The following is a 19,585-nucleotide window of genomic DNA, read 5'->3' as shown; positions in this document are numbered from 1 at the left end:
CGGATTCCAGCGAGTAGAGTGGGTCTATTGTCCGTACGTTGCGCGTTTCGTGACCAGAATGGTCCAAACAACGAATTTGGCAGGGGAAGAAGGACTCGAACCTTCGCATGCTGGAATCAAAATCCAGTGCCTTAACCAACTTGGCGACTCCCCTACACGGGTTGGCAGCTAAACGCTACCCACCGATAAACCGATCGCTAGGTGCCCACCCCACCAGAGGATGAACATCCAAATTGCTGCACAACCTGATCAGCAGCGCGTCCGGCGCGCTATCCAAATCAATACCATGCAGCAGTTGCGCAAATACCGCACTGCCTGAACCTGTCATCCTGCCAGCGAGCCCTTGCGACTTCAGCCAATCAAGGGCTTGGGACACGCTGGGACACAGCTTTTGGGCAACAGCTTGCAGGTCATTTCGGCCAAATGTGAATTTCCCGAGTGCGTCTGCAGCGAAGCCTGAAATTATAGCAGTTTCCGTGTTGCGTTTCAACGCAGGGTCAGAAAATATTCTTGCAGTTTCCAGTCCCATATCTGGTTTAACCACGACAAATTGCGCGCTGGGCAGTTCCACCGGGGTGATCTGGTCACCAATGCCTTCGACCCAGGCGTTGTGCCCACCCAGAAAGAAAGGGACATCCGCGCCGAGCGCCAGGCCCAAACGCGCCAGGGCTGGCAGGGACAGGTTCAGTTGCCACAAGCGGTTGAGCGCCAATAAAGTGGAGGCCGCGTCGGACGAACCGCCACCCATGCCGGCCTGGGCGGGTACCGACTTGGCAATGCCAATGTGCACACCCTGTGGACATTGGGTGGCTTGTTGCAGCGCGCGGGCGGCGCGTACCACCAGGTCGTCGGGTGGTAAAGCCCAGGTGAGGTCTTCGCGGCTGATCTGGCCGTCACGGCGCAAGCTGAAGTGCAGGGTGTCTGACCAGTCGATCAGCATGAAGACCGATTGCAGCAGGTGGTAGCCATCAGCGCGCCGACCCGTGATGTGCAGGAAGAGATTGAGTTTGGCCGGGGCCGGAATGTCGTAGAGCGACTGCATGGTGTTGGAATTATCCGTGCGCTCAGCGTTCCAGCAGGATCTTGAGTTCGGCGGCGGGCTCTGGTGCAAAGCGGCGGGCGTTGAGTCGGCCATCGGACAGCCCCTGCAAGTCCACTTGCCATCCCGGTGTGTCGGGCGACTCAGCCCGCAGCCAGGCAAACAGGCTGGCTACCGGAAGAACGGCCCCCGTGGTGTGGAGCGTCAGAGCATCGAGCGAGTCAAATTGCTGTGTCTGGCCAGATGCTTGCAGCACGGCACCATCATTGCCCCATTGCAGGCGCGCAACAGTAGTTCCCAAGGGAGAAAAGAAGGTCAACTCACCGGCTTGGGACGTGCCTGATAGCTCAAAATCTGCGGAGAAGGATTGCACCGGATCACTACGCACGGTCAACGCCAGGCGACCCTGCCAAAAGGAATTACTTTGATCATTTTGGCTGCTAGCCCTCGTCGGATGGGCGCAACCAGCTATCAAAATAATAGTAAATAGCAACACCAGGCGCCACAGCGCCAGTACGGTCCGGCTCACGGAGCGCCGCGCAGGCGCCGCATGGTGTCGCGCAGGGTTTCGTTCTGAGGGCTCAGAGCTACTCCCTCTTTCCAGATGGCAACGGCCTGGTCATGTTGGCCCGTGGTCCACAGGACTTCACCCAAGTGGGCGGCGATCTCGGCATCGGGACGCGCCTTGAACGCGCCTTGCAGCAAACGCAGAGCCTCGGTTGCGTTTCCAGCGCGAAATTCCACCCAGGCCAGGCTATCCAGGATGAACGGGTCATCGGGCGCATAGGTCAACGCCTGCTGAATCAGTTGGCGTGCCTCGTTCAGGCGGATGTTGCGATCGGCCAACGAGTAGCCCAGTGCGTTGTAGGCGTGGTGGTAGTCGGGTTTGAGCTCAATCACCCTGCGCAGCATCTGCTCCATTTCATCGGTCTTGCCCAGGCGCTCGGCCATCATGGCCAGGTCATACAGGACGTCGACGTCATCAGGGTAGCGCGTGCGCGCAGCTTGCAGCACCTGGTAGGCCTCTGCGTAGAGGCGGCTATCACGCAGTAGCGCCACCTCGGCATTGACCTTGGCCAGGGCGTCGGAGGCCTGCAATTCCGGTACGTTGCGGATCCCGGCACGCGCCTGCTCCAGATGGCCCTGGCGTACCAAAATGCTGGCGCGTCTGCGTTCCACCCGCAAGGCGTCAGTCGGGCTGTTGATTTTGTCCAGATAGGCCAACGCCTCATCCAGCCGTTGACTTAGCTCGGCCACTTGCGACAGCAGCAAATAGGCCTGCACCATGCCTCGGTTCATGTCGGCACCGATCGCGTCGTCCGCGCTTGGCGGGTACAGCCCTACATAGGTCTTGAACGAGGATTCGGCCTGCGCCAATTTGCTGTCCTGCAATTCCAATGAGCCGCGCAACAGCCAGGCCTCGGGGAACTGGGGATGCTCCTCGGTGAGCAGACGCATCTGCGTGTAAGCATCGGGGTAGCGTTGGGCGTTCACCAGGTAGCGTCCATAGGCCATGCGCACGTCTACATTGGGTTTGCCAGCCAGGTAGCGTTCCACCATGGTTTCTGCAGTGGGAGCCTTGGGCCCAATGAGCGCAATGGCCAGCAGCACAGGGGAGTCGGCCTGAGGGTCCAGGGCAGCACCGCGTCGGGCGGCTTCCATAGCGCCATTCAGATCATCAGCTTGCAAGCGCAGGGCACCGATGGCAGCCCAGGCCGTGGGGCCAGTGGTGCGGTTGGTGATCTCTGGTGCCAGCACCTTTTCGACCACGCTCTCCGCGAGCTTCTTGTCGGTGGCGTTGGCAAAGTAGCGGGGTAGCAGTTGGATGGTGGCCACGCGTTCGGTTGGGCTGGACGCCGCCAATTCGCGCTTGAGCGGTTCCTGGGTTTCGGCAACGCGGTTCAGACCCAGCAAGATCTGCAGTTGCAGCCGGTTGGCTTCGCGCGAGGACGGAAAAGCCTGGGACCAGGACTGGGCCGCTTCCAACGCCCATTCGCCGCTGCGGGCGCTGTAAGCGATTTCCACCGCGCGCTCATACAACTGCTGCGAGTTGGATCTGCGAGCGGCATCCAGCAGGTTGGCGTAGGCCGGACCTTTGTCGCCGGTGCGCGCCAAAATCTCTCCCACCAGGATTTCGTAGAACAGCCGGCCATCCAGGTTGGAGTTGTCTGGTTTGTCGGACTTGGACGAAGCTGCCAAGGCGCTGACGCCCATGCAGGCAGACAGCAGGGTCAGACAGAGGATGCGGGGGATTCGTGACATCGGACCATAATAATCCAAGCTGGAGAATCCTTGAGTCATGCCTGAATTACCCGAAGTCGAAGTCACCCGTCTGAGTTTTGCAAACCGTATCGCGGGGGCACACATTGAGGCTCTACGGATGGGGCAGCCGCTGCGTTGGCCATTGGGTGTTGTTCCAGAGGCGTTGGTGGGGCGGCAAGTGCTGGGTGTGCGCCGGCGGGGCAAATACCTCTTGCTGGATCTGGACCATGGGATTTTGCTGCTGCACTTGGGCATGTCGGGCAGCCTGTCCTTCGCACTGCGGCCCGCGGCGCCCGGCAAACACGACCACTTTGATATGCAGACCTCACGCGGCCTTTTGCGCCTGAACGACCCGCGCCGATTTGGGGCGGTAGTCCATGCGGACTCCGAAGATGACCCCGTTGCACACAAGCTGCTGGGTAAATTGGGTATGGAGCCATTGGGCCCAGACTTTGATCTGCCACGGTTTCAGCAGGGGCTTGTGCGGCGCAGTGCGCCAATCAAACAGGTGTTGCTGGCGGGCGACGTGGTGGTGGGTGTAGGCAATATATATGCTTCCGAGGTCCTGTTTCTGGCGGGTATTCGACCCACAACACGTGCGTCGCGGCTGAGCCGACCGCGCACGGCCCGTTTGCACCAGGCTATACGCACCGTGTTGGCACGGGCTGTGCAGCAGGGTGGCAGCACCCTGCGTGATTTCTCCAATGCGCAGGGTGAGGCGGGTTACTTTCAGCTGGAGGCCATGGTTTATGGTCGGGAAAGGCAGGCTTGTAGGGTCTGTGGAACGGCGATCAAGGCCATTCGTCAGGGTCAGCGATCCACCTTTTTCTGCCCCCAATGCCAAAAACCCTGAGTGCAACCAGTGGGGGCAGTGCTATATTGGGCGGCTAGACGGGGGCTTTCTTGACTACATCTTTTAACGAACAGTTTGACCAGCTTGGCACTTGGCGGCGGGAATTTGCATTGCGCCTGAAACTGCTTGCCGAGTGGATGAAGGACAACGAACTGCTGGATGCTGCAGTGGAAGAGCGCCTGCTTCGCCTTGGCACCCAGGTGCGTTCCGACAAGGTCATGGTGGCTTTTGTGGCGGAATTTTCACGCGGCAAATCCGAGATGATCAACGCGGTGTTCTTCGCCGGTTATGGTCGACGCATCATGCCGGCCAGTGCCGGGCGCACCACCATGTGCCCCACGGAAATGGGCTATGACGCTGATGTGCCGCCATGCCTGCGTCTTCTGCCCATCGAGACCCGCCTGCAACCTCAGGCCCTCATGGAATGGCGCATGGCCCCCGAAAAGTGGACTCGCATCGATCTGGATGTGAACAATCCGCAACAGCTGGCGTCGGCCCTGGAAAAAGTGGCCGAAACCCGCAAAGTTACGCAAGATGAAGCCCGCGCGCTGGGCTTCTGGCACAGCCAAGCCCCAGAAGACAACCCCATGGTTGACGCCCAAGGGATGGTGGAAGTGCCCAAGTGGCGCCATGCCCTGATCAATATTGCACACCCTTTGCTCAAGCAGGGCCTCGTCATTCTTGATACACCTGGCCTGAATGCCATTGGTGCCGAGCCGGAACTCACGGTGAGCCTGATTCCGCAGGCCCATGCCGTGGTGTTCATCCTGGGCGCGGATACCGGGGTGACCAAGTCGGACCTCTCCATCTGGCGGGAACACTTGGTGTGCGAGGCGGACAGCCCCGATTCGCGCTTAGTGGTGCTCAACAAAATCGATACCCTGTGGGACGACCTCAGCTCGCCGGCGCAAATAGACGCGCAGATTGACCGCCAGATCAGCAGCACCGCCGAAATTCTGGGCATTCCCCGTGACCGCGTGATAGCCGTATCGGCCCAGAAGGGACTGGTCGCCAAAGTCACAGAAGACGAAGAGCTGCTGCAGCGCAGCTGCCTGCCCGTGCTGGAAGACGCGCTGGGCCGCGGCATGATGGGCAAACGCCAGCGGATTTTGGCGCAAGCCATGGCGGCGGGAATCACCGACCTGCGTGGCGAAACCGCACGCGTGATCAACATTCGCAAGCGCGATCTGACCGAGCAGATGATGGAGCTCAAGGGCCTGCAGGGTAAGAACACGACAGTCATCAAGCACATGCGCAACCGCATTTCGCAAGAACAAGCCGAATTTGATCTGGGCGGAGCCAAGATACACGCTGTGCGCTCGGTTCACCTGAAGTTGTTGCGCGAGGTTTTCAGCATCCTGGGCTCCACCGCCCTCAAAAAAGAAATGTCGCAGTTGAGTGCTGCCCTGTTGCAAAGGGGCCTCAAACTTGGTGTCAAACGGGCCTATGGCGAAACCTTTGATCGGTTGCGGGCCAATTTGCAAAAGGTGCAGACCTTGTGTGGAGAAATTCAGTCCATGTTGGCGGCCACTTTCCGCCAGCTCAATGGAGAACACGGGTTCTCGCTGCAGGCCCCTGCCGAGCCGCAAATGGCGCAGTATTTGAGCGATCTGAACATGGTGGAACGCAGCCATATTCAGTACCTGGGAATTGGCAATGCCTTCAAACTGGCTCAGCCAGAGTTTGCCGACCGCTTGGTGCGTGCGCTGTCCAGCCGGCTGCGCAGCATCCATGAAATGGCCTTGAGCGATGTGGAGCTGTGGAGTAAGTCAGCCGCCGCCCAACTCGATGCGCAATTGCGCGAGCGTCGTCGCAATTTCAGTCGCCGCATTGAAGCCATTGACCGCATTCAGCAAGCCGCCGGTGGGTTGGAGGACCGTATTCAAGACATCGACCAGCAAGAAGCGGCTTTGAGCCAGATCGAACTCAAGCTGATCGAGTTGACCGACTACCTGATCGCCGCCAATCAGGCCCCCAGCGCTACCTCGGTAGACGTCGAGTTCGCCTGAGCGTGCGCGCCCGCAAGGCTGACTTTGCAGCCCGTGTGGTGGCCTGGCAGCAGGCGCATGGCCGCAACGATCTGCCCTGGCAAAACACCCGCGACCCCTACCGCGTGTGGCTGTCCGAGATCATGCTGCAGCAAACGCAAGTGGTGACGGTACGCGGCTACTTCGACCGCTTTTTGGCGCGCTTTCCCGATGTGCAGGCGTTGGCTACTGCCAGCCTGGACGATGTGCTGGGCCTGTGGAGCGGCCTGGGTTACTACAGCCGGGCGCGCAATCTGCACCGCTGTGCGCAGCAAATCATGGCGTTACACCAGGGCGTTTTCCCCCAAACCTCAGAAGTGCTGGAAACATTGCCGGGCATTGGTCGCTCCACCGCCGCTGCCATTGCGTCCCTGTGCTTTGGTGAACGCGTAGCCATTCTGGATGCCAATGTCAAACGGGTGGTGACGCGGGTGTTGGGCTTTGATGCTGATCTGGCGCAGGCTGCGCATGTGCGTGCGCTGTGGGATGCGGCAACAGGCTTGCTGCCTGCTGGCAAAAGTGCAAAGGCGGACATGCCGCGTTACACCCAGGGCATGATGGATCTGGGTGCCACCGTATGCGTGCCGGCCAAGCCCGCATGCGACGTTTGTCCGGTGCGCGTTGACTGTGTGGCGGGCGCAGCGGGCGACCCACAGCGCTACCCCGTGCGCACCCGCGCCCTCAAGCGCAGCAGCCAGTCCATCTGGTTGCTGTGGGCACAAACCGCGCAAGGCGATGTATGGCTGGACAAGCGGCCTACGCCCGGTGTCTGGGCAGGCCTCTACTGTCTGCCCCTGTTTGCGAGCGAAGATGCGCTAAGGCAGGCCGTGCCGTCGCATCTGCACAATCTGTTGCAAGCTGTCCCGGTGTTCACCCATGTACTCACCCACAAAGACCTGCACTTGCACGCCTGGTGTCTGCTGTTGGCGGATTCTTCATTGCAGTGGGCTAGCGGGCGTTGGGTTAGCGCCGACGCGTGGCCTGATGTCGGGTTGCCGGCACCCATTCGCAAGCTGCTGCAGTCAAGCACCACGGACTAACAGGGTGCTTCAGACCGAGTCGAGTTCCCGGTGGCGCTTGAGCGTGACCCAATCCAACGCGAAACGTTGAGCCAGGCGTTCAACCAAATAGACCGAACGGTGCTGGCCGCCCGTGCAGCCAATCGCCACCGTGACGTAACTGCGGTGGTCATGTGCCAAGGCGTCGAGCCAATTTTCCAGAAACTGCGCAATGTGATGCTGCATGCGCTCCACATCGGGCTGCGCTTGCAGAAATTCGGCCACCGGTGCGTCCCGTCCAGTCAGGTGACGTAATGTGGGCTCGTAGTGCGGGTTGGGCAGCATGCGCACGTCGAACACATAGTCGGCGTCGGTTGGCACTCCTCGCTTAAACGCAAAAGATTCAAACACCAGTGTCAACTGGTCCTGCGATGACGAGATCAATGTCTTGACATAGCCTTGCAGTTGCGAAGGCCGGATGATACTGGAATCAATGACATGTGCCTCTTCGCGCAGGATGGCCAGCAGCTTGCGTTCGAGTTCAATCGCATCGACCAAAGCGCGGCGCGCGTCCTGCTCGCCATGGCCTGCATCCAGCTGGGACAGGGGGTGCTTGCGCCGGGTCTCGGAATAGCGGCGTACCAGGGTGTCGGTATTGGCATCCAGAAACAAGGACTTGACGTTAATGCCCCGGCTGCGCAGGCTGGCCAATTGGTGCGGCACCAGTGGCAACGATGTGGCGCTGCGCACATCTATGGCAATGGCCACGCGCCGGGCCTGGTGTTTTTGCTCCAGCTCCACAAAGGGCAGCAGTAGTTCAGGTGGCAGGTTGTCCACACAGTAAAAGCCGGCATCTTCCAGGGCGTTGAGCGCCACCGTTTTACCAGACCCCGACATTCCCGTGATGAGTACGATTTCCAGAGGCGCAGGGGCGTCTTTTTGCATGACTTTAAACTCCTGACTGCAGCATTTCCTTGGCGTGGGCCAACGTAGTGCTGGAGTGCTTTTCGCCACCCAACATGCGCCCGATTTCGGCCACCCGCTGTTCACCCGTAACGGCTGCCACCGTACTCAAAGTAAATTTCCCGCTCAATTGCTTGGCCACTACCAAATGGTGGTCGGCACAGCCTGCAACCTGGGGCAGGTGGGTCACGGCCAGTACTTGGCGGTCACCGCCCAACTGGCGCATGAGTCGGCCAACCGTTTCGGCCACGGCACCGCCTACACCCGAATCCACCTCGTCAAATATCAGTGTCTGCGCTGTTCCCAACTGGCTGGTAGTGACGGCGATGGCCAGCGCAATGCGTGACAGCTCACCGCCCGAGGCCACCTTGCCCACCGGGCGCGGTGTGCTGCCCGCATGGCCGGCCACCAAAAAACTTACGTCTTCCAGCCCGCTTTGCAGCGGCTGTGCGCTAACCTGCAGTTGCACCTGAAACTGCCCGCCCTGCATGCCCAAGCCTTGCATGGCCAGCGTGATGGACTGTGCCAAGAGCGGCGCGGCCTTGGTGCGGGCCTTGGTCAATGTTTTGGCCTCAGCCATGTACCCGGCCTGCGCCTTCTTCTCGGCGTTTTGCAGGCCTTGCAGATCGGTTGCCGCGTCCAGCTGCGTTAACTCCGTTCGCCAGGACGCCAACAGTGTTGGCAATTCTTCGGGCGCACGCTTGTAGCGCCGTGCCAATGAAACCCACAGGGCCATGCGTTCGTCCAGCACAGCCAGGCGATCCGGCTCCAGTTCGGTGTGGCGCAGGTAGCCCCGCAGGGTGCGCACCGTGTCCTCTACCTGGGCCAGACCCGAGCCCAGGACCTCTACCGGATTGGTAAATTCGGCTTCCAGGTGAGCCTGGGCCTGCAGTTGTTGCAAAGCGTTGTTCAGCAAACCCAATACGTTGACGTCTTGGTTCTCCAGCACCTGCAACGCACCTTGTGCGGCATCCAGCAAAGCCTGGCCGTTGGATAGACGGGTGTGGCTGGTGTGGAGTGCTTCCCATTCGTTGGGTTGTGGGTTGAGCTTTTCCAATTCTCCAATCTGCCAAGCCAGTCGGTCGCGTTCACGTTGCAATGAATCTTGGGCAGCCAGTGCGTCTGCCAAGGCGGTTTGGGCCAGGCGCCATTCTTGCCAGCGGGCAACCACGGCTGTGGTAGTGACCTGCGCGTATGCGTCCAACAAACTGCGCACGGCCTCCGGTCGAGTCAGGCTTTGCCAGGCGTGCTGGCCGTGGATATCCAGCAGTTGTTCCCCAAGCGTGCGCAATTGCTGGGCAGTGGCCGGGCTACCGTTGATCCAGGCCCGGCTCTTGCCTGCGGTGTCCACTGTGCGGCGCAACAGCATAGTATCGGCTTCGTCAAAGCCGGCTTCCTGCAGGGCTGGGCGCGCGTTGGCGGGTGTGTCAAATTCGGCGCTCACATCGGTGCGGCTGGCACCCTCGCGGATCACGCCCGTGTCGGCCCGTGCGCCGGTCACCAGTTGTAATGCATCGATGAGGATGGATTTTCCGGCACCGGTTTCACCGGTCAGCACCGTGAAGCCGCTCTCCAGATCCAGCTCCAGCTCGCTGACGATGACAAAATCCTGCAAGACGATGCGCTTGAGGCTCATAGGTCGGCCCACCGCCCTTAGCCGCTCCTTCATTCCAGTGAAGTTTTTGGCGCAAGGTGTCGAAGTAGGTCCAGCCCTTGGGGTGCAAAAAGCGCACCTGGTACTGCGATCGTGTCACCACAATGCGGTCACCGTGAATAAGTGATGCCAATGACTGCATATCGAAATTGGCGCTAGCATCCCTGCCTGCTACTATTTCAATAGCGATCTCTGACGCGTTGGCGAGGACAATCGGCCGATTTGACAAAGTATGCGGGGCAATGGGAACCAACACCCAGCCGGGAATGGAAGGGTGCATCAGTGGCCCGCCGGCTGACAGGGAATAGGCGGTGGAGCCCGTGGGCGTGGCAATGATCAGGCCATCGGCGCGCTGGTTGGCCACGAAATGCCCATCCACTTCCACCCGCAACTCCACCATGCCGGCAGTGGCGCCGCGGTTGACCACCACATCGTTCATGGCCAGTGCAGAGAACACGCAGTGCCCGTCGCGCATGACGCGTGCCTGAATCAGGCTGCGGTGGTCTTCTTCATACAAGCCAGTCAACATGGGTTGCAATGTGGTCTGGTAGTTGTCCAGGGGAATATCGGTGATGAAGCCCAGGCGCCCCTGGTTGATGCCGATCAGCGGCACCCCGTACTGCGCCAGCTGGCGGCCAATGCCCAGCATGGTGCCATCGCCACCAACCACCACGCACACATCACAGGTTTTGCCGATGCCGGCAACGTCCAGCGTGGGGTAGTTGCTAAGCCCCATATTGGTCGCGGTATCGGCTTCTATCGACACATCGCAACCCTGGTCCATGAGGAAGTGGGCAATACGCTCCAACACCTGGCGCGATGCGGCCCCTGCAGCACCGCTGGAAACAGCGAGGTATTTGCCGATCAGGGCTACGTTGCGCAATTGGGACTTCATGTGCAAATTACATCACTAAAATGAGCCGATGCTCGATGATCGTTCCAAGTTGTTGCTCAAGGCGCTCGTTGAGCGCTATATCGCCGATGGACAACCCATTGGCAGCCGCACCTTGTCGCGGGCGTCGGGGCTGGAGTTGTCGCCGGCCACCATCCGCAATGTGATGTCCGACCTGGAAGAGATGGGCCTGATCGTCAGCCCGCACACCTCTGCCGGGCGCATTCCTACAGCGCGGGGGTATCGCCTGTTTGTGGACACCATGCTCACGGTGCAGCCCAGCCAGTATGGATCGCACATCCTGGCGCCGGATCAGCCGCAAAAGGTTATTTCCAACGCGGCCAACATGCTGTCCAACCTGTCGCAGTTTGTGGGTGTGGTGATTGCGCCCAAGCGTACGTCGGTGTTTCGGCATATTGAATTTTTGCGTTTGTCCGAACGGCGTGTGCTGGTAATTCTGGTGTCGCCCGATGGCGATGTGCAAAACCGGGTGATCTTTACCGAGTTGGATTACACGCAGACGCAACTGGTGGAAGCTGCCAACTTCCTCAACACCAACTACGTGGGCCTGGACATTGACCGTGTGCGCGAGCGTTTGCAGGGTGAGGTTGAATCCCTTCGTTCCGAAATCGCCACGCTGATGCAGGCAGCGGTGACGGTCAGTTCTGACACCATCAGCGAATCGCAAGACGAAGTCATCATCTCGGGCGAGCGCAATTTACTCTCAGTGTCGGATTTTTCCAGCGACATGGGTCAGTTGCGCCGCGCGTTTGAACTATTCGAACAAAAGGCCCAGCTCATGCGCCTGATGGACATTGCCGGCCAGGCCGAAGGCGTGCGCATCTTCATCGGTGGCGAGAGCCAGGTGGTGCCGTTTGAAGACCTATCCATCGTCAGCAGCCCCTACGAGGTGGATGGCAAGGTGGTTGGTACCCTGGGCGTTATCGGCCCCACGCGCATGGCCTACGACCGCATGATCCAAATTGTGGATATCACATCCAAGCTGGTCAGCAATGCGTTGAGCCACCATAAATAGCCCATGGCAGTCCCCGGATCCGATGAGGGTGCCCCGGGACTGACACCTTGTAAACCCACAGCCCTCCACATTTTCAACAAACCGTAACCATGACATTTACCAATTCTGCTGCTCGGCTAATAGAGCGTGAAGGCTTCAAACTCCGCATTGATGAAATGGATAGTCTTGGGCTCGGTGGGGGCGCACTTTTTGAGCCGGAAGTTCTTGCGGCGTTGCGGCAGTGGGTCCGTCCCGGCATGACCGTCGTTGATATTGGTGCAAACATTGGTTACTTTACGGTTCACCTTTCACGCTTGGTTGGTGCGCATGGTGTGGTTCATGCATTTGAACCTGAGCCAGTGAATTTTTCAATTCTTACGGAAAACGTGAATATGAATGGTTTAACCAACGTTCGCCTGCATCGCGCAGCGGTGGGGAAAGAGCGAGGGGACGCCAGCTTGCACACCAGCGACTTCAATGGCGGCATGCATCGGCTATATGCATCCGTGTGTTGCTCCGGGCCATCGGTGAACGTGCCTGTGCTTCGTCTCGATGACCTTCTGGTCGGGGCAAAGGTAGACCTGATCAAGATTGACATTGAGGGTTATGAAGAATCCGCGCTGCGCGGAGCGGAAAACTGCCTGCGAGAAAACGCAAATTTGAAAATCATCAGCGAGTACTGCCCCGCTTCGATGTTGGAAGCCGGTGGCAAGCCCAGGGAGTTCATCGACTATCTTCGTGGCCTCGGATTGATGCCACGCCAGATGGACGGAACCCCAATTGACATAGCGGAACTGGTTGAAGACGCACGGAAATACGAGGACTTCGACCACGACAGCTTCCTGATCGACTGCAAAGGCAAGACAAACCCGCAGATCCTTGAAGGCGTCATGAACTTTGCTGCAAAGTTGGGGTGCAGTAGGCCGGTGATTGAAAATCTGCTCTTCAGCCGTTGACGGGCTTTCAAATTGGTGGTGGAGGCGGACTTTCAATCGCCATGACGCAACCCAACAGTGTGCCTACACAGCATTGCTGCATGTAGATGTGCATTGCCTGACGTGAATTGGTCGATTCAGCCCATTACAATCGCCGGTTCGGTTGGGCCGTTAGCTCAGTTGGTTAGAGCAGAGGACTCATAATCCTTTGGTCCACAGTTCAAGTCTGTGACGGCCCACCATTTCAACATATGCCAACAGTGAAGCCCGTAGTTCTTTGGAGCGGCGGGCTTTTGCATTTGTGGCCTCTAGCCCTCGTCAATACTGACTATGTCACTATCAAAACAATAGTGACGTCGACCATGATGTGGCAGCCACCGCGCAGTGGCCAGTTGGCCTACTGGCGCTCTTGCAGCTGGTTGCGCGAGTAGGTGTTAATCACCCGCAGCTCGGCCAGGGTTTCGTCGATCTGGGCGCGTTTTTTCTCCAGATCGACAATTTCCTGGTCGGTGCGTTCGATCACGTAGCTCAGTTGCTGCGCGCGCCCTTCACCCTGCACGCCATACAAATCCAGGTAGCGCTTGATTTCTGACAGCGGCGAGCCGATCGCCTTGGCGCGCAGGATCAGGGCCAGGCGAGCCCTGTCGCGTCGGGTGTAGACCCGTGCCCCGTTGATGCGCCGGGGCGAGAGCAGTCCCTTGTCCTCGTAGAAACGTAGCGCCCGCAGGGTGATGCCAAACTCCCGGCACAACTCGGTGATGCCAAAGAGTTCGGTGGTTCCTTCGTCGCGGTGCGAGTCGACAAAGGCTTGCGCACTGGATTCGGCCATGCGGTCCAACTCAAATCACGCGCTGCAGGCGCATGGCCACGCCCATGTCGCCGCTGACCTTGAGCTTGCCGGCCATAAAGCCGGTGGTGGGCTCCAGATCGCCGCTCAACAAGGCGTTGAGGTTTTCCAGCGTGATGCCCACGGTGCAGTCGGAATCAACGTTGTCGTTGCTCACGGTGTTGGGGGTGGACGATCCGTCGATGCGGATCACGCCGTCTTCGCCGCAGTCAAATTTCAGCGTGGCGGCCAGGCCGCTGTCAGCGCCTACTTTGGTACGGATGGCTTCGGTGCAGGCTTGGATGTCCATGGTGTGTCCTTATGGTGGTGGTTCAAACGGATGGGATGCTATCAGCCCAGCATGCCGCAAACATCAGTATAAACACCTATACGATATTAAGTTGACGTTAACGTCACCATGGCTTCTAATGCGTTAACTCAATCGCAAGGACGTTTCCTGATGCCCGTCATTCGTTCCAAGATCAATCCACTGTCGGCTGCATTTGCTGCCAATGCCCAGCGCATGCAGGGTTTGCTGGCTGAAGTCCAGCGCCTGGAAGGCCTGGTCATAGCCGAATCCGAATCCAAGCGCGACAAGTTCGAGAAACGCGGGCAACTGTTGCCCCGTGAACGTGTTGCGCGCCTGCTGGACCGGGGCACGCCGTTTCTGGAGATCAGCCGCCTGGCCGGTCTGAACATGCATGACGACGACGGCAAGAAGTCGGTCATGGGCGGCGGCTCCATCGTTGGCATTGGCGTGGTGGCAGGCAAGCGTTGCATCATTTCTGCCAGCGACAGCGCGGTCAAGGGTGGCACCGTGGCACCCATGGGCCTCAAAAAAGGGCTGCGCGTGCAGCAGATTGCGCAGGAGAACAAGTTGCCACTCATTTCGTTGGTGGAAAGTGGCGGCGCCAACCTGATGTACCAGGCAGAAATTTTTATCGACGGCGGACGCACTTTTGCCAACCAGGCGCGCATGTCGGCGATGGGGCTGCCACAGATTGCGGTGGTTCACGGTTCCAGCACGGCCGGTGGTGCCTACCTGCCGGGCTTGTCGGACTATGTGATTTTGGTGCGTGGGCGCTCCAGCATTTATCTGGCCGGCCCGCCGCTGGTCAAGGCTGCCATTGGCGAGGACTGTACCGATGACGAACTGGGTGGCGCCGAAACCCACGCCCAGATTACCGGCCTTGGCGAATACCTGACCGAAGACGATGCCCACGCCATTGCCATGGCGCGCGAGGTGATGGACAAGCTCAACTGGGACAGCGCACCAAGCGCAGCGGCCTGCGCCGAGCCATTGTTTGGCGAACAGGACCTGATGGGCATTGTTCCTGCCGATGAACGCGAGCCGTATGACGTGCGCGAGGTGATCGCCCGTCTGGTGGATGGTTCCGACTTTTTGGAGTTCAAGGCCGAATACGCCGCCGAGATGATGTGCGGCCACGCCCGCGTGCAAGGCCAGCTGGTGGGCATTTTGGGCAACAACGGCCCCATTCAGCCAACCGGTTCCACCAAGGCGGCGCAGTTCATCCAGTTGTGCGACCAGACTGGCACGCCGCTGGTTTTTTTGCAGAACACCACCGGCTACATGGTGGGTACGGCAGCGGAGCGGGGCGGCGCCATCAAGCACGGAAGCAAGATGATCCAGGCGGTGGCCAACGCACGCGTGCCCAAATTCACCTTTGTGATTGGTGGCTCGTACGGTGCTGGCAACTACGGCATGTGCGGGCGCGGCTTTGATCCTCGGTTTATCTTTGCCTGGCCCTCGGCCCGCACAGCGGTCATGGGCGGCGCCCAGGCGGCCAAGGTGATGGACATCCTCAACCGCGCCAAGATTGAGCGCAGTGGCATGGAAGCCAATGAAGAAGCCCTGAAAGCCATGTCCGACGGACTGCGCCTGCGCTTGGACAAAGAATCCGCAGCACTGTTTGGCACCGCCCGCTTGTGGGACGACGGCATCATCGACCCGCGTGACACGCGCCGCATTCTGGGCCTGTGTCTGGCTCTGGCGCGCGAGGCAGAGCAGCGCACATTGCATCCCAATACCTTCGGCGTCGCCCGCATGTAAACCACCTTTTTGACCCAAGAGCACCACCATGAAATTCACACCCGAACACGAACAAATCTCCGACACCGTTCGTAAATTTGTAGCCAATGAGATCAACCCGTTCACCGCCGAATGGGAAAAGGCAGGGATCTTCCCCGCACGCGAATTGTTCAAAAAGATGGGCGACCTGGGCCTCTTGGGCATCAAGTACCCCACCGAGTTTGGTGGCATGGGGCTGGACTTTAGCTACTCCATGGTCATGGCCGAAGCGCTGGGCAACTGCAACGTGGGCGGCGTGCCCATGGCCATCGGTGTGCAGACGGATATGTGCACCCCGGCCCTGGCCCGCTTTGGTAGCGACGCGCTGCGCCACGAATTTCTGGCCCCCGCCATCGCCGGCGACATGGTGGGTTGCATCGGCGTGAGCGAGGTGGGTGGCGGCTCTGACGTCGCCGCCCTCAAAACCACTGCCCGTAAAGACGGCGCTGACTACATCATTAATGGCTCCAAAATGTGGATCACCAACGGCATGCAGGCCGACTGGTGTTGCCTGCTGGCCAATACCTCCGAAGGTGCGCCGCACAAGAACAAGTCGCTCATCATCGTGCCCATGAACACGCCTGGCATCACGCGCCAGAAGATCGAGAAGATCGGCATGCACAGCAGTGACACGGCGCAGCTGTTTTTTGACAACGTGCGTGTTCCGCAGCGCAACCTGGTTGGGCAAGAGGGCATGGGTTTCATGCTGCAGATGTTGCAGTTTCAGGAAGAACGTCTGTATGGCGCTGCGGGCTGCCTGCTCTCGATGGATAACCAAATTGACCAGACCATTGCGTACACCCGTGAACGCAAGACATTTGGTCAGCCCATTTTGAACAACCAGGTGGTGCACTTTCGCCTGGCCGAACTCCGCACCGAGGTGGAATGCCTGCGCGCATTGACCTACCGCGCGGTCGAATCCTATGTGAGCGGCAAAGACGTCACCAAGCTGGCTTCCATGGCCAAACTCAAGGCCGGGCGCCTCAGCCGCGAAGTGGCTGACAGCTGCCTGCAGTACTGGGGCGGCATGGGTTTCACGGCGGACAACCCCATCTCGCAGGCCTACCGCGACAGTCGTTTGATTTCAATTGGCGGCGGCGCCGACGAGATCATGCTGGGCATCATTTGCAAGTACGAAGGCACCTTGCCTGGCAAGGCATGATGATAAGCGCTATGAATTTGGAAGCGCTCCGTGTAGATTTGACGAGGGCTACCCTGCACATTTGGCTTAGTAGACCAGAGTCACGCAATGCCATGTCACTGCAAATGGTGGCAGAGCTGCGTCAGGTGCTGGAGCAGGCTGAAGCCACTAAAGGCCAAAGCGATGCGGTGCGCATCATTGTGTTGCGCGGCGACGGCGGCCACTTTTGCGCCGGCGCCGACTTGAAAGACATGGCGGCGGCCCGTATGCGCGCCATGCAAGGTTCCGCACAAGACGGCGGTGCAGAAGACCCCATCGCCGAAGTCAACGCCGCCTTTGGCGAGTTGTGCGTGGCCTACGCCCGCACGCCGCTGGCGGTGGTTGCGGTGCTGGAAGGTACGGTGATGGGTGGGGGCTTTGGTCTGGCCTGTGTGGCCGATGTGGCCATCGCCAGTGAAACGGCCAAATTTCGCCTGCCCGAGACTTCGCTGGGTGTGGTACCGGCCCAGATCGCCCCATTTTTGGTGGAACGCTTGGGCTACTCACAGGCCAAGCGCTTGGCCGTCACCGGGGGCCGGTTGGACGCCGCCGCAGCGCTGCGCCTGGGGCTGGTCCACAGCGTTGTGGCCACGGCGGATTTACAGCGTGAGCTGGAAACCGTGCTGACCGATATTCTGGCCTGTGCGCCCGGCGCCTTGGGCGCGACCAAGGCGTTGATGGCCCAGGCCCGCCTGCGCGCGCCGCAAGATTTGGTGCACGAAGCCGCTGCCGTTTTTTCCCAAGCCGCCCAAGGCCCTGAAGGCCTGGAGGGTATGACCGCCTTTATCCAGAAACGCAAACCACAGTGGGCCATGCCATGACGTTCTCGAAAATCCTGATCGCCAATCGCGGAGAAATTGCCTGCCGCGTGATCCGCACCGCCCGCCACCTGGGCTACCGCACGGTGGCCGTGTTCAGCGATGCCGATCGCGACGCGCCCCACGTGGCGCTGGCCGATGAGGCGGTGCACATTGGCGCCTCACCCGCCGCAGAATCCTATTTGCGTATCGACGCTGTGCTGGAGGCCGCCCGCAAGACCGGGGCCGACGCCGTGCACCCGGGCTATGGTTTTCTGAGCGAGAACGCTGCCTTTGCCCAGGCCTGTGTGGATGCCGGCCTGGTTTTCATTGGCCCGCCCGCCAGCGCCATTACCGCCATGGGCGACAAAGCACTGGCCAAGCGCCGCATGTTGGAGGCTGGTGTGCCCTGCGCGCCAGGCTATCTGGGTGCGGACCAAAACGATGCTGCGTTAATGGCAGAGGCCCAGAAGCTGGGCTACCCGTTGTTGGTCAAGGCGGTGGCGGGCGGCGGCGGACGCGGCATGCGGCTGGTCCGGTCAGACGCCGAACTGCAGCCGGGCATTGAAGGCGCGCGCCGCGAAGCCACTAGCGCCTTTGGTGACGGCACGCTGATGCTGGAACGCCTGATTGACAACGGCCGCCACATCGAAATTCAGGTCTTCGCCGACAGCCATGGCAACGCCGTCTACATCGGTGAGCGCGACTGCACGGCCCAGCGCCGCCGCCAGAAGGTGATCGAGGAAGCGCCATCGCCTGTGGTCACACCGGCACTGCGCGAAGCCATGGGCAAAGACGCCGTGGCCGCTGCGCTGGCCGTGGGCTACCAGGGGGCCGGCACGGTCGAGTTCATTGTGGACGACCAGATGCACCACTACTTTCTGGAGATGAACACCCGCCTGCAGGTAGAGCATCCGGTGACCGAAATGATCACCGGCTACGACCTGGTGGAGTGGCAACTGCGCGTGGCCGCTGGCGAGCCGCTGCCCGCTCAGCAAAGCGACATCACACTCACTGGCCATGCGATCGAAGCCCGTTTGTACGTGGAAGACCCCTACACCGGCTTTGCCCCGCAGACCGGCACCGTGTTGTGGTGGCAACCACAGAACGCGTTGACCACAACGGGGTCTACATTGGGGTGGCAAGGCAGCAGCCTACCCTACGGCGTCCGGATAGATGACGGCATTGCCCAGGATAGCGTCATTTCTCCGTTCTACGATCCCATGGTGGCCAAAGTGATTGCCTATGGCCGTGACCGCGACGATGCCATCCGCCGCCTGCGTGGGGCATTGGCGAGCACCCCTTTGCTGGGCCTCAAAAACAATGGCCGCTTCCTCAGTGACTTGGTGGACCACCCAGCCTTCCGCCAAGCCCGCATGACAACCACCCTGATAGACCGGTGGCTGGAGCAGGGCGAAGCCTTGCTGCAGGCAGCTATTCCTACCGACGCCGTCTGGCAGGTGGCGGCGTTGGCACTGTCCATGCGCGGGTTGGAGCAATGGCATGGCCACAACTGGCGCGCCAACAGCGTGGCGGCTTTTGATATGCGCTTGCAGTGTGGTGAGGTGGTGCGTGCCATCCGCGTGCGCCCCGATCACCATGCTGGGGTCGAGCTCACGTTGGACGGCGTCAACACACAGGCCACGGTGCTGTCGTTTGCTGACGGCACGTTGCGCTACGCCGTGGATGGCGTGACCCGCACCGCTATCGTGGTGCAAGACGGCAACAACGTGCACCTGGCCATGGACGCAAACAGCTTTGTGGTGAGCGAAGTCTCAGCCTTCCCGAATGCCGATGCTCGCAAAGATGCCAGCAAAGCGCGCTCGCCCGTGGCTGGCAAGGTTACCCAAGTGGCCGTGGAACCCGGAGCCACCGTGCAACCGGGCCAGCAACTGGTGTGCGTGGAGGCCATGAAGATGGAAATGTGGCTGTGCGCCGAAAGCGCGGGCGTAGTGCAAGCCGTGCACGCGCAGGCTGGGCAGCAGGTGGAATCGGGCGCGCTTCTGGTTGAACTCGAATTGTCCCCCGCATAGGTAATTACGAACAAGGAGACGA

General features: G+C 60.1%; 16 protein-coding genes, 2 tRNA genes and 1 pseudogene. 10 read left to right on the top strand and 9 right to left on the bottom strand.

Annotated elements, in window-relative coordinates; genetic code table 11:
• Positions 1-77: 77 nt before the first annotated feature.
• The 4 genes from IPI80_RS00675 to IPI80_RS00660 all read right to left on the bottom strand — a co-directional run bounded on the left by IPI80_RS00675 (position 78) and on the right by IPI80_RS00660 (position 3,301).
• Positions 78-154 (bottom strand) — tRNA-Gln (locus tag IPI80_RS00675).
• A 21-nt stretch (positions 155-175) separates the two neighbouring features.
• Positions 176-1,042, bottom strand: a complete 867-nt coding sequence (gene ispE / locus IPI80_RS00670; protein WP_413856167.1) for a 4-(cytidine 5'-diphospho)-2-C-methyl-D-erythritol kinase — start codon at positions 1,040-1,042, stop codon at positions 176-178.
• A 22-nt stretch (positions 1,043-1,064) separates the two neighbouring features.
• Positions 1,065-1,568 carry a lipoprotein insertase outer membrane protein LolB gene (locus IPI80_RS00665; RefSeq protein WP_413856165.1) on the bottom strand — a complete coding sequence of 168 codons (504 nt, stop codon included), beginning with the start codon at positions 1,566-1,568 and terminating at the stop codon, positions 1,065-1,067.
• Entirely contained in the window at positions 1,565-3,301 is a 1,737-nt protein-coding gene (locus tag IPI80_RS00660; RefSeq protein WP_413856163.1) for a tetratricopeptide repeat protein, read from the bottom strand. Before IPI80_RS00660 ends, IPI80_RS00665 begins: the two co-directional genes overlap by 4 nt.
• A 37-nt stretch (positions 3,302-3,338) precedes the next feature.
• On the opposite strand from IPI80_RS00660, the gene mutM reads away from it, so the two are divergent.
• The 3 genes from mutM to mutY are packed head-to-tail and all read left to right on the top strand — an operon-like array spanning position 3,339 to position 7,221.
• Positions 3,339-4,154: a bifunctional DNA-formamidopyrimidine glycosylase/DNA-(apurinic or apyrimidinic site) lyase gene (gene mutM, locus IPI80_RS00655; protein ID WP_413856161.1), complete on the top strand. Its 816-nt coding sequence runs from the start codon at positions 3,339-3,341 to the stop codon at positions 4,152-4,154.
• A 50-nt stretch (positions 4,155-4,204) separates the two neighbouring features.
• Complete coding sequence (locus IPI80_RS00650) at positions 4,205-6,163, top strand: dynamin family protein (protein ID WP_413856159.1); 1,959 nt, start codon at positions 4,205-4,207, stop codon at positions 6,161-6,163.
• A gap of 2 nt (positions 6,164-6,165) precedes the next feature.
• Positions 6,166-7,221, top strand: coding sequence for an A/G-specific adenine glycosylase (mutY, locus tag IPI80_RS00645; protein WP_413856157.1), 1,056 nt, complete (start codon positions 6,166-6,168; stop codon positions 7,219-7,221).
• Between the two features lie 9 nt (positions 7,222-7,230).
• Here the strand turns inward: mutY and rapZ are convergent, their stop codons facing one another.
• The 3 genes and pseudogenes from rapZ to IPI80_RS00630 all read right to left on the bottom strand — a co-directional run.
• Positions 7,231-8,124 (bottom strand): RNase adapter RapZ, encoded by an 894-nt coding sequence (gene rapZ, locus IPI80_RS00640; RefSeq protein ID WP_413856155.1) that lies wholly within the window; start codon positions 8,122-8,124, stop codon positions 7,231-7,233.
• A gap of 4 nt (positions 8,125-8,128) precedes the next feature.
• Positions 8,129-9,778: a DNA repair protein RecN gene (gene recN, locus IPI80_RS00635; RefSeq protein ID WP_413856153.1), complete on the bottom strand. Its 1,650-nt coding sequence runs from the start codon at positions 9,776-9,778 to the stop codon at positions 8,129-8,131.
• Positions 9,779-9,803: 25 nt separating this feature from the next.
• Positions 9,804-10,691: pseudogene (locus tag IPI80_RS00630) on the bottom strand (NAD kinase); the annotation flags it as partial.
• Between the two features lie 28 nt (positions 10,692-10,719).
• Here IPI80_RS00630 and hrcA point away from each other — a divergent pair.
• The 3 genes from hrcA (at position 10,720) to IPI80_RS00615 (ending at position 12,880) form a co-directional block, all read left to right on the top strand.
• On the top strand, positions 10,720-11,724 hold the full coding sequence (gene hrcA, locus IPI80_RS00625; RefSeq protein ID WP_413856151.1) for a heat-inducible transcriptional repressor HrcA: 1,005 nt from the start codon (positions 10,720-10,722) through the stop codon (positions 11,722-11,724).
• 89 nt (positions 11,725-11,813) lie between these two features.
• Positions 11,814-12,659, top strand: a complete 846-nt coding sequence (locus IPI80_RS00620; RefSeq protein WP_413856149.1) for an FkbM family methyltransferase — start codon at positions 11,814-11,816, stop codon at positions 12,657-12,659.
• A gap of 144 nt (positions 12,660-12,803) precedes the next feature.
• A tRNA-Ile gene (locus tag IPI80_RS00615) sits at positions 12,804-12,880 on the top strand.
• A 155-nt stretch (positions 12,881-13,035) separates the two neighbouring features.
• Here IPI80_RS00615 and IPI80_RS00610 read toward each other — a convergent pair.
• Both IPI80_RS00610 and IPI80_RS00605 read right to left on the bottom strand, forming a co-directional pair.
• Positions 13,036-13,467, bottom strand: coding sequence for a MerR family transcriptional regulator (locus IPI80_RS00610; protein WP_413856147.1), 432 nt, complete (start codon positions 13,465-13,467; stop codon positions 13,036-13,038).
• Positions 13,468-13,477: 10 nt separating this feature from the next.
• Complete coding sequence (locus IPI80_RS00605; protein ID WP_413856145.1) at positions 13,478-13,774, bottom strand: SCP2 sterol-binding domain-containing protein; 297 nt, start codon at positions 13,772-13,774, stop codon at positions 13,478-13,480.
• A gap of 150 nt (positions 13,775-13,924) precedes the next feature.
• On the opposite strand from IPI80_RS00605, the gene IPI80_RS00600 reads away from it, so the two are divergent.
• Genes IPI80_RS00600 through IPI80_RS00585 form a run of 4 tightly spaced genes read left to right on the top strand, consistent with a single transcriptional unit; the run spans position 13,925 to position 19,563 of the window.
• On the top strand, positions 13,925-15,535 hold the full coding sequence (locus IPI80_RS00600; protein WP_413856143.1) for an acyl-CoA carboxylase subunit beta: 1,611 nt from the start codon (positions 13,925-13,927) through the stop codon (positions 15,533-15,535).
• 28 nt (positions 15,536-15,563) lie between these two features.
• Positions 15,564-16,715: an acyl-CoA dehydrogenase family protein gene (locus IPI80_RS00595; protein ID WP_413856141.1), complete on the top strand. Its 1,152-nt coding sequence runs from the start codon at positions 15,564-15,566 to the stop codon at positions 16,713-16,715.
• A gap of 11 nt (positions 16,716-16,726) precedes the next feature.
• Positions 16,727-17,554 (top strand): enoyl-CoA hydratase/isomerase family protein, encoded by an 828-nt coding sequence (locus tag IPI80_RS00590; RefSeq protein ID WP_413856139.1) that lies wholly within the window; start codon positions 16,727-16,729, stop codon positions 17,552-17,554.
• Positions 17,551-19,563, top strand: coding sequence for a biotin carboxylase N-terminal domain-containing protein (locus tag IPI80_RS00585; protein WP_413856137.1), 2,013 nt, complete (start codon positions 17,551-17,553; stop codon positions 19,561-19,563). The genes IPI80_RS00590 and IPI80_RS00585 overlap by 4 nt, the downstream gene beginning before the upstream one ends.
• Positions 19,564-19,585: the final 22 nt, after the last annotated feature.

This window comes from Candidatus Aalborgicola defluviihabitans, from assembly GCF_016705985.1.
Classification (GTDB): Bacteria; Pseudomonadota; Gammaproteobacteria; order Burkholderiales; family Burkholderiaceae_C; genus Allorhodoferax; species Allorhodoferax defluviihabitans.
Note: the sequence above shows the minus strand (reverse complement) of the source record. Positions and strands in the feature narration are given on the sequence as shown.

Coding starts and splice junctions, on each gene's coding strand:
- IPI80_RS00585 (WP_413856137.1), top strand. CDS start 17,551: ATGACGTTCTCGAAAATCCTGATCGCCAATCGCGGAGAAATTGCCTGC.
- rapZ (WP_413856155.1), bottom strand. CDS start 8,124: ATGCAAAAAGACGCCCCTGCGCCTCTGGAAATCGTACTCATCACGGGA.
- IPI80_RS00600 (WP_413856143.1), top strand. CDS start 13,925: ATGCCCGTCATTCGTTCCAAGATCAATCCACTGTCGGCTGCATTTGCT.
- ispE (WP_413856167.1), bottom strand. CDS start 1,042: ATGCAGTCGCTCTACGACATTCCGGCCCCGGCCAAACTCAATCTCTTC.
- IPI80_RS00605 (WP_413856145.1), bottom strand. CDS start 13,774: ATGGACATCCAAGCCTGCACCGAAGCCATCCGTACCAAAGTAGGCGCT.
- IPI80_RS00610 (WP_413856147.1), bottom strand. CDS start 13,467: ATGGCCGAATCCAGTGCGCAAGCCTTTGTCGACTCGCACCGCGACGAA.
- IPI80_RS00595 (WP_413856141.1), top strand. CDS start 15,564: ATGAAATTCACACCCGAACACGAACAAATCTCCGACACCGTTCGTAAA.
- mutM (WP_413856161.1), top strand. CDS start 3,339: ATGCCTGAATTACCCGAAGTCGAAGTCACCCGTCTGAGTTTTGCAAAC.
- recN (WP_413856153.1), bottom strand. CDS start 9,778: ATGAGCCTCAAGCGCATCGTCTTGCAGGATTTTGTCATCGTCAGCGAG.
- IPI80_RS00660 (WP_413856163.1), bottom strand. CDS start 3,301: ATGTCACGAATCCCCCGCATCCTCTGTCTGACCCTGCTGTCTGCCTGC.
- hrcA (WP_413856151.1), top strand. CDS start 10,720: ATGCTCGATGATCGTTCCAAGTTGTTGCTCAAGGCGCTCGTTGAGCGC.
- IPI80_RS00590 (WP_413856139.1), top strand. CDS start 16,727: ATGAATTTGGAAGCGCTCCGTGTAGATTTGACGAGGGCTACCCTGCAC.
- IPI80_RS00620 (WP_413856149.1), top strand. CDS start 11,814: ATGACATTTACCAATTCTGCTGCTCGGCTAATAGAGCGTGAAGGCTTC.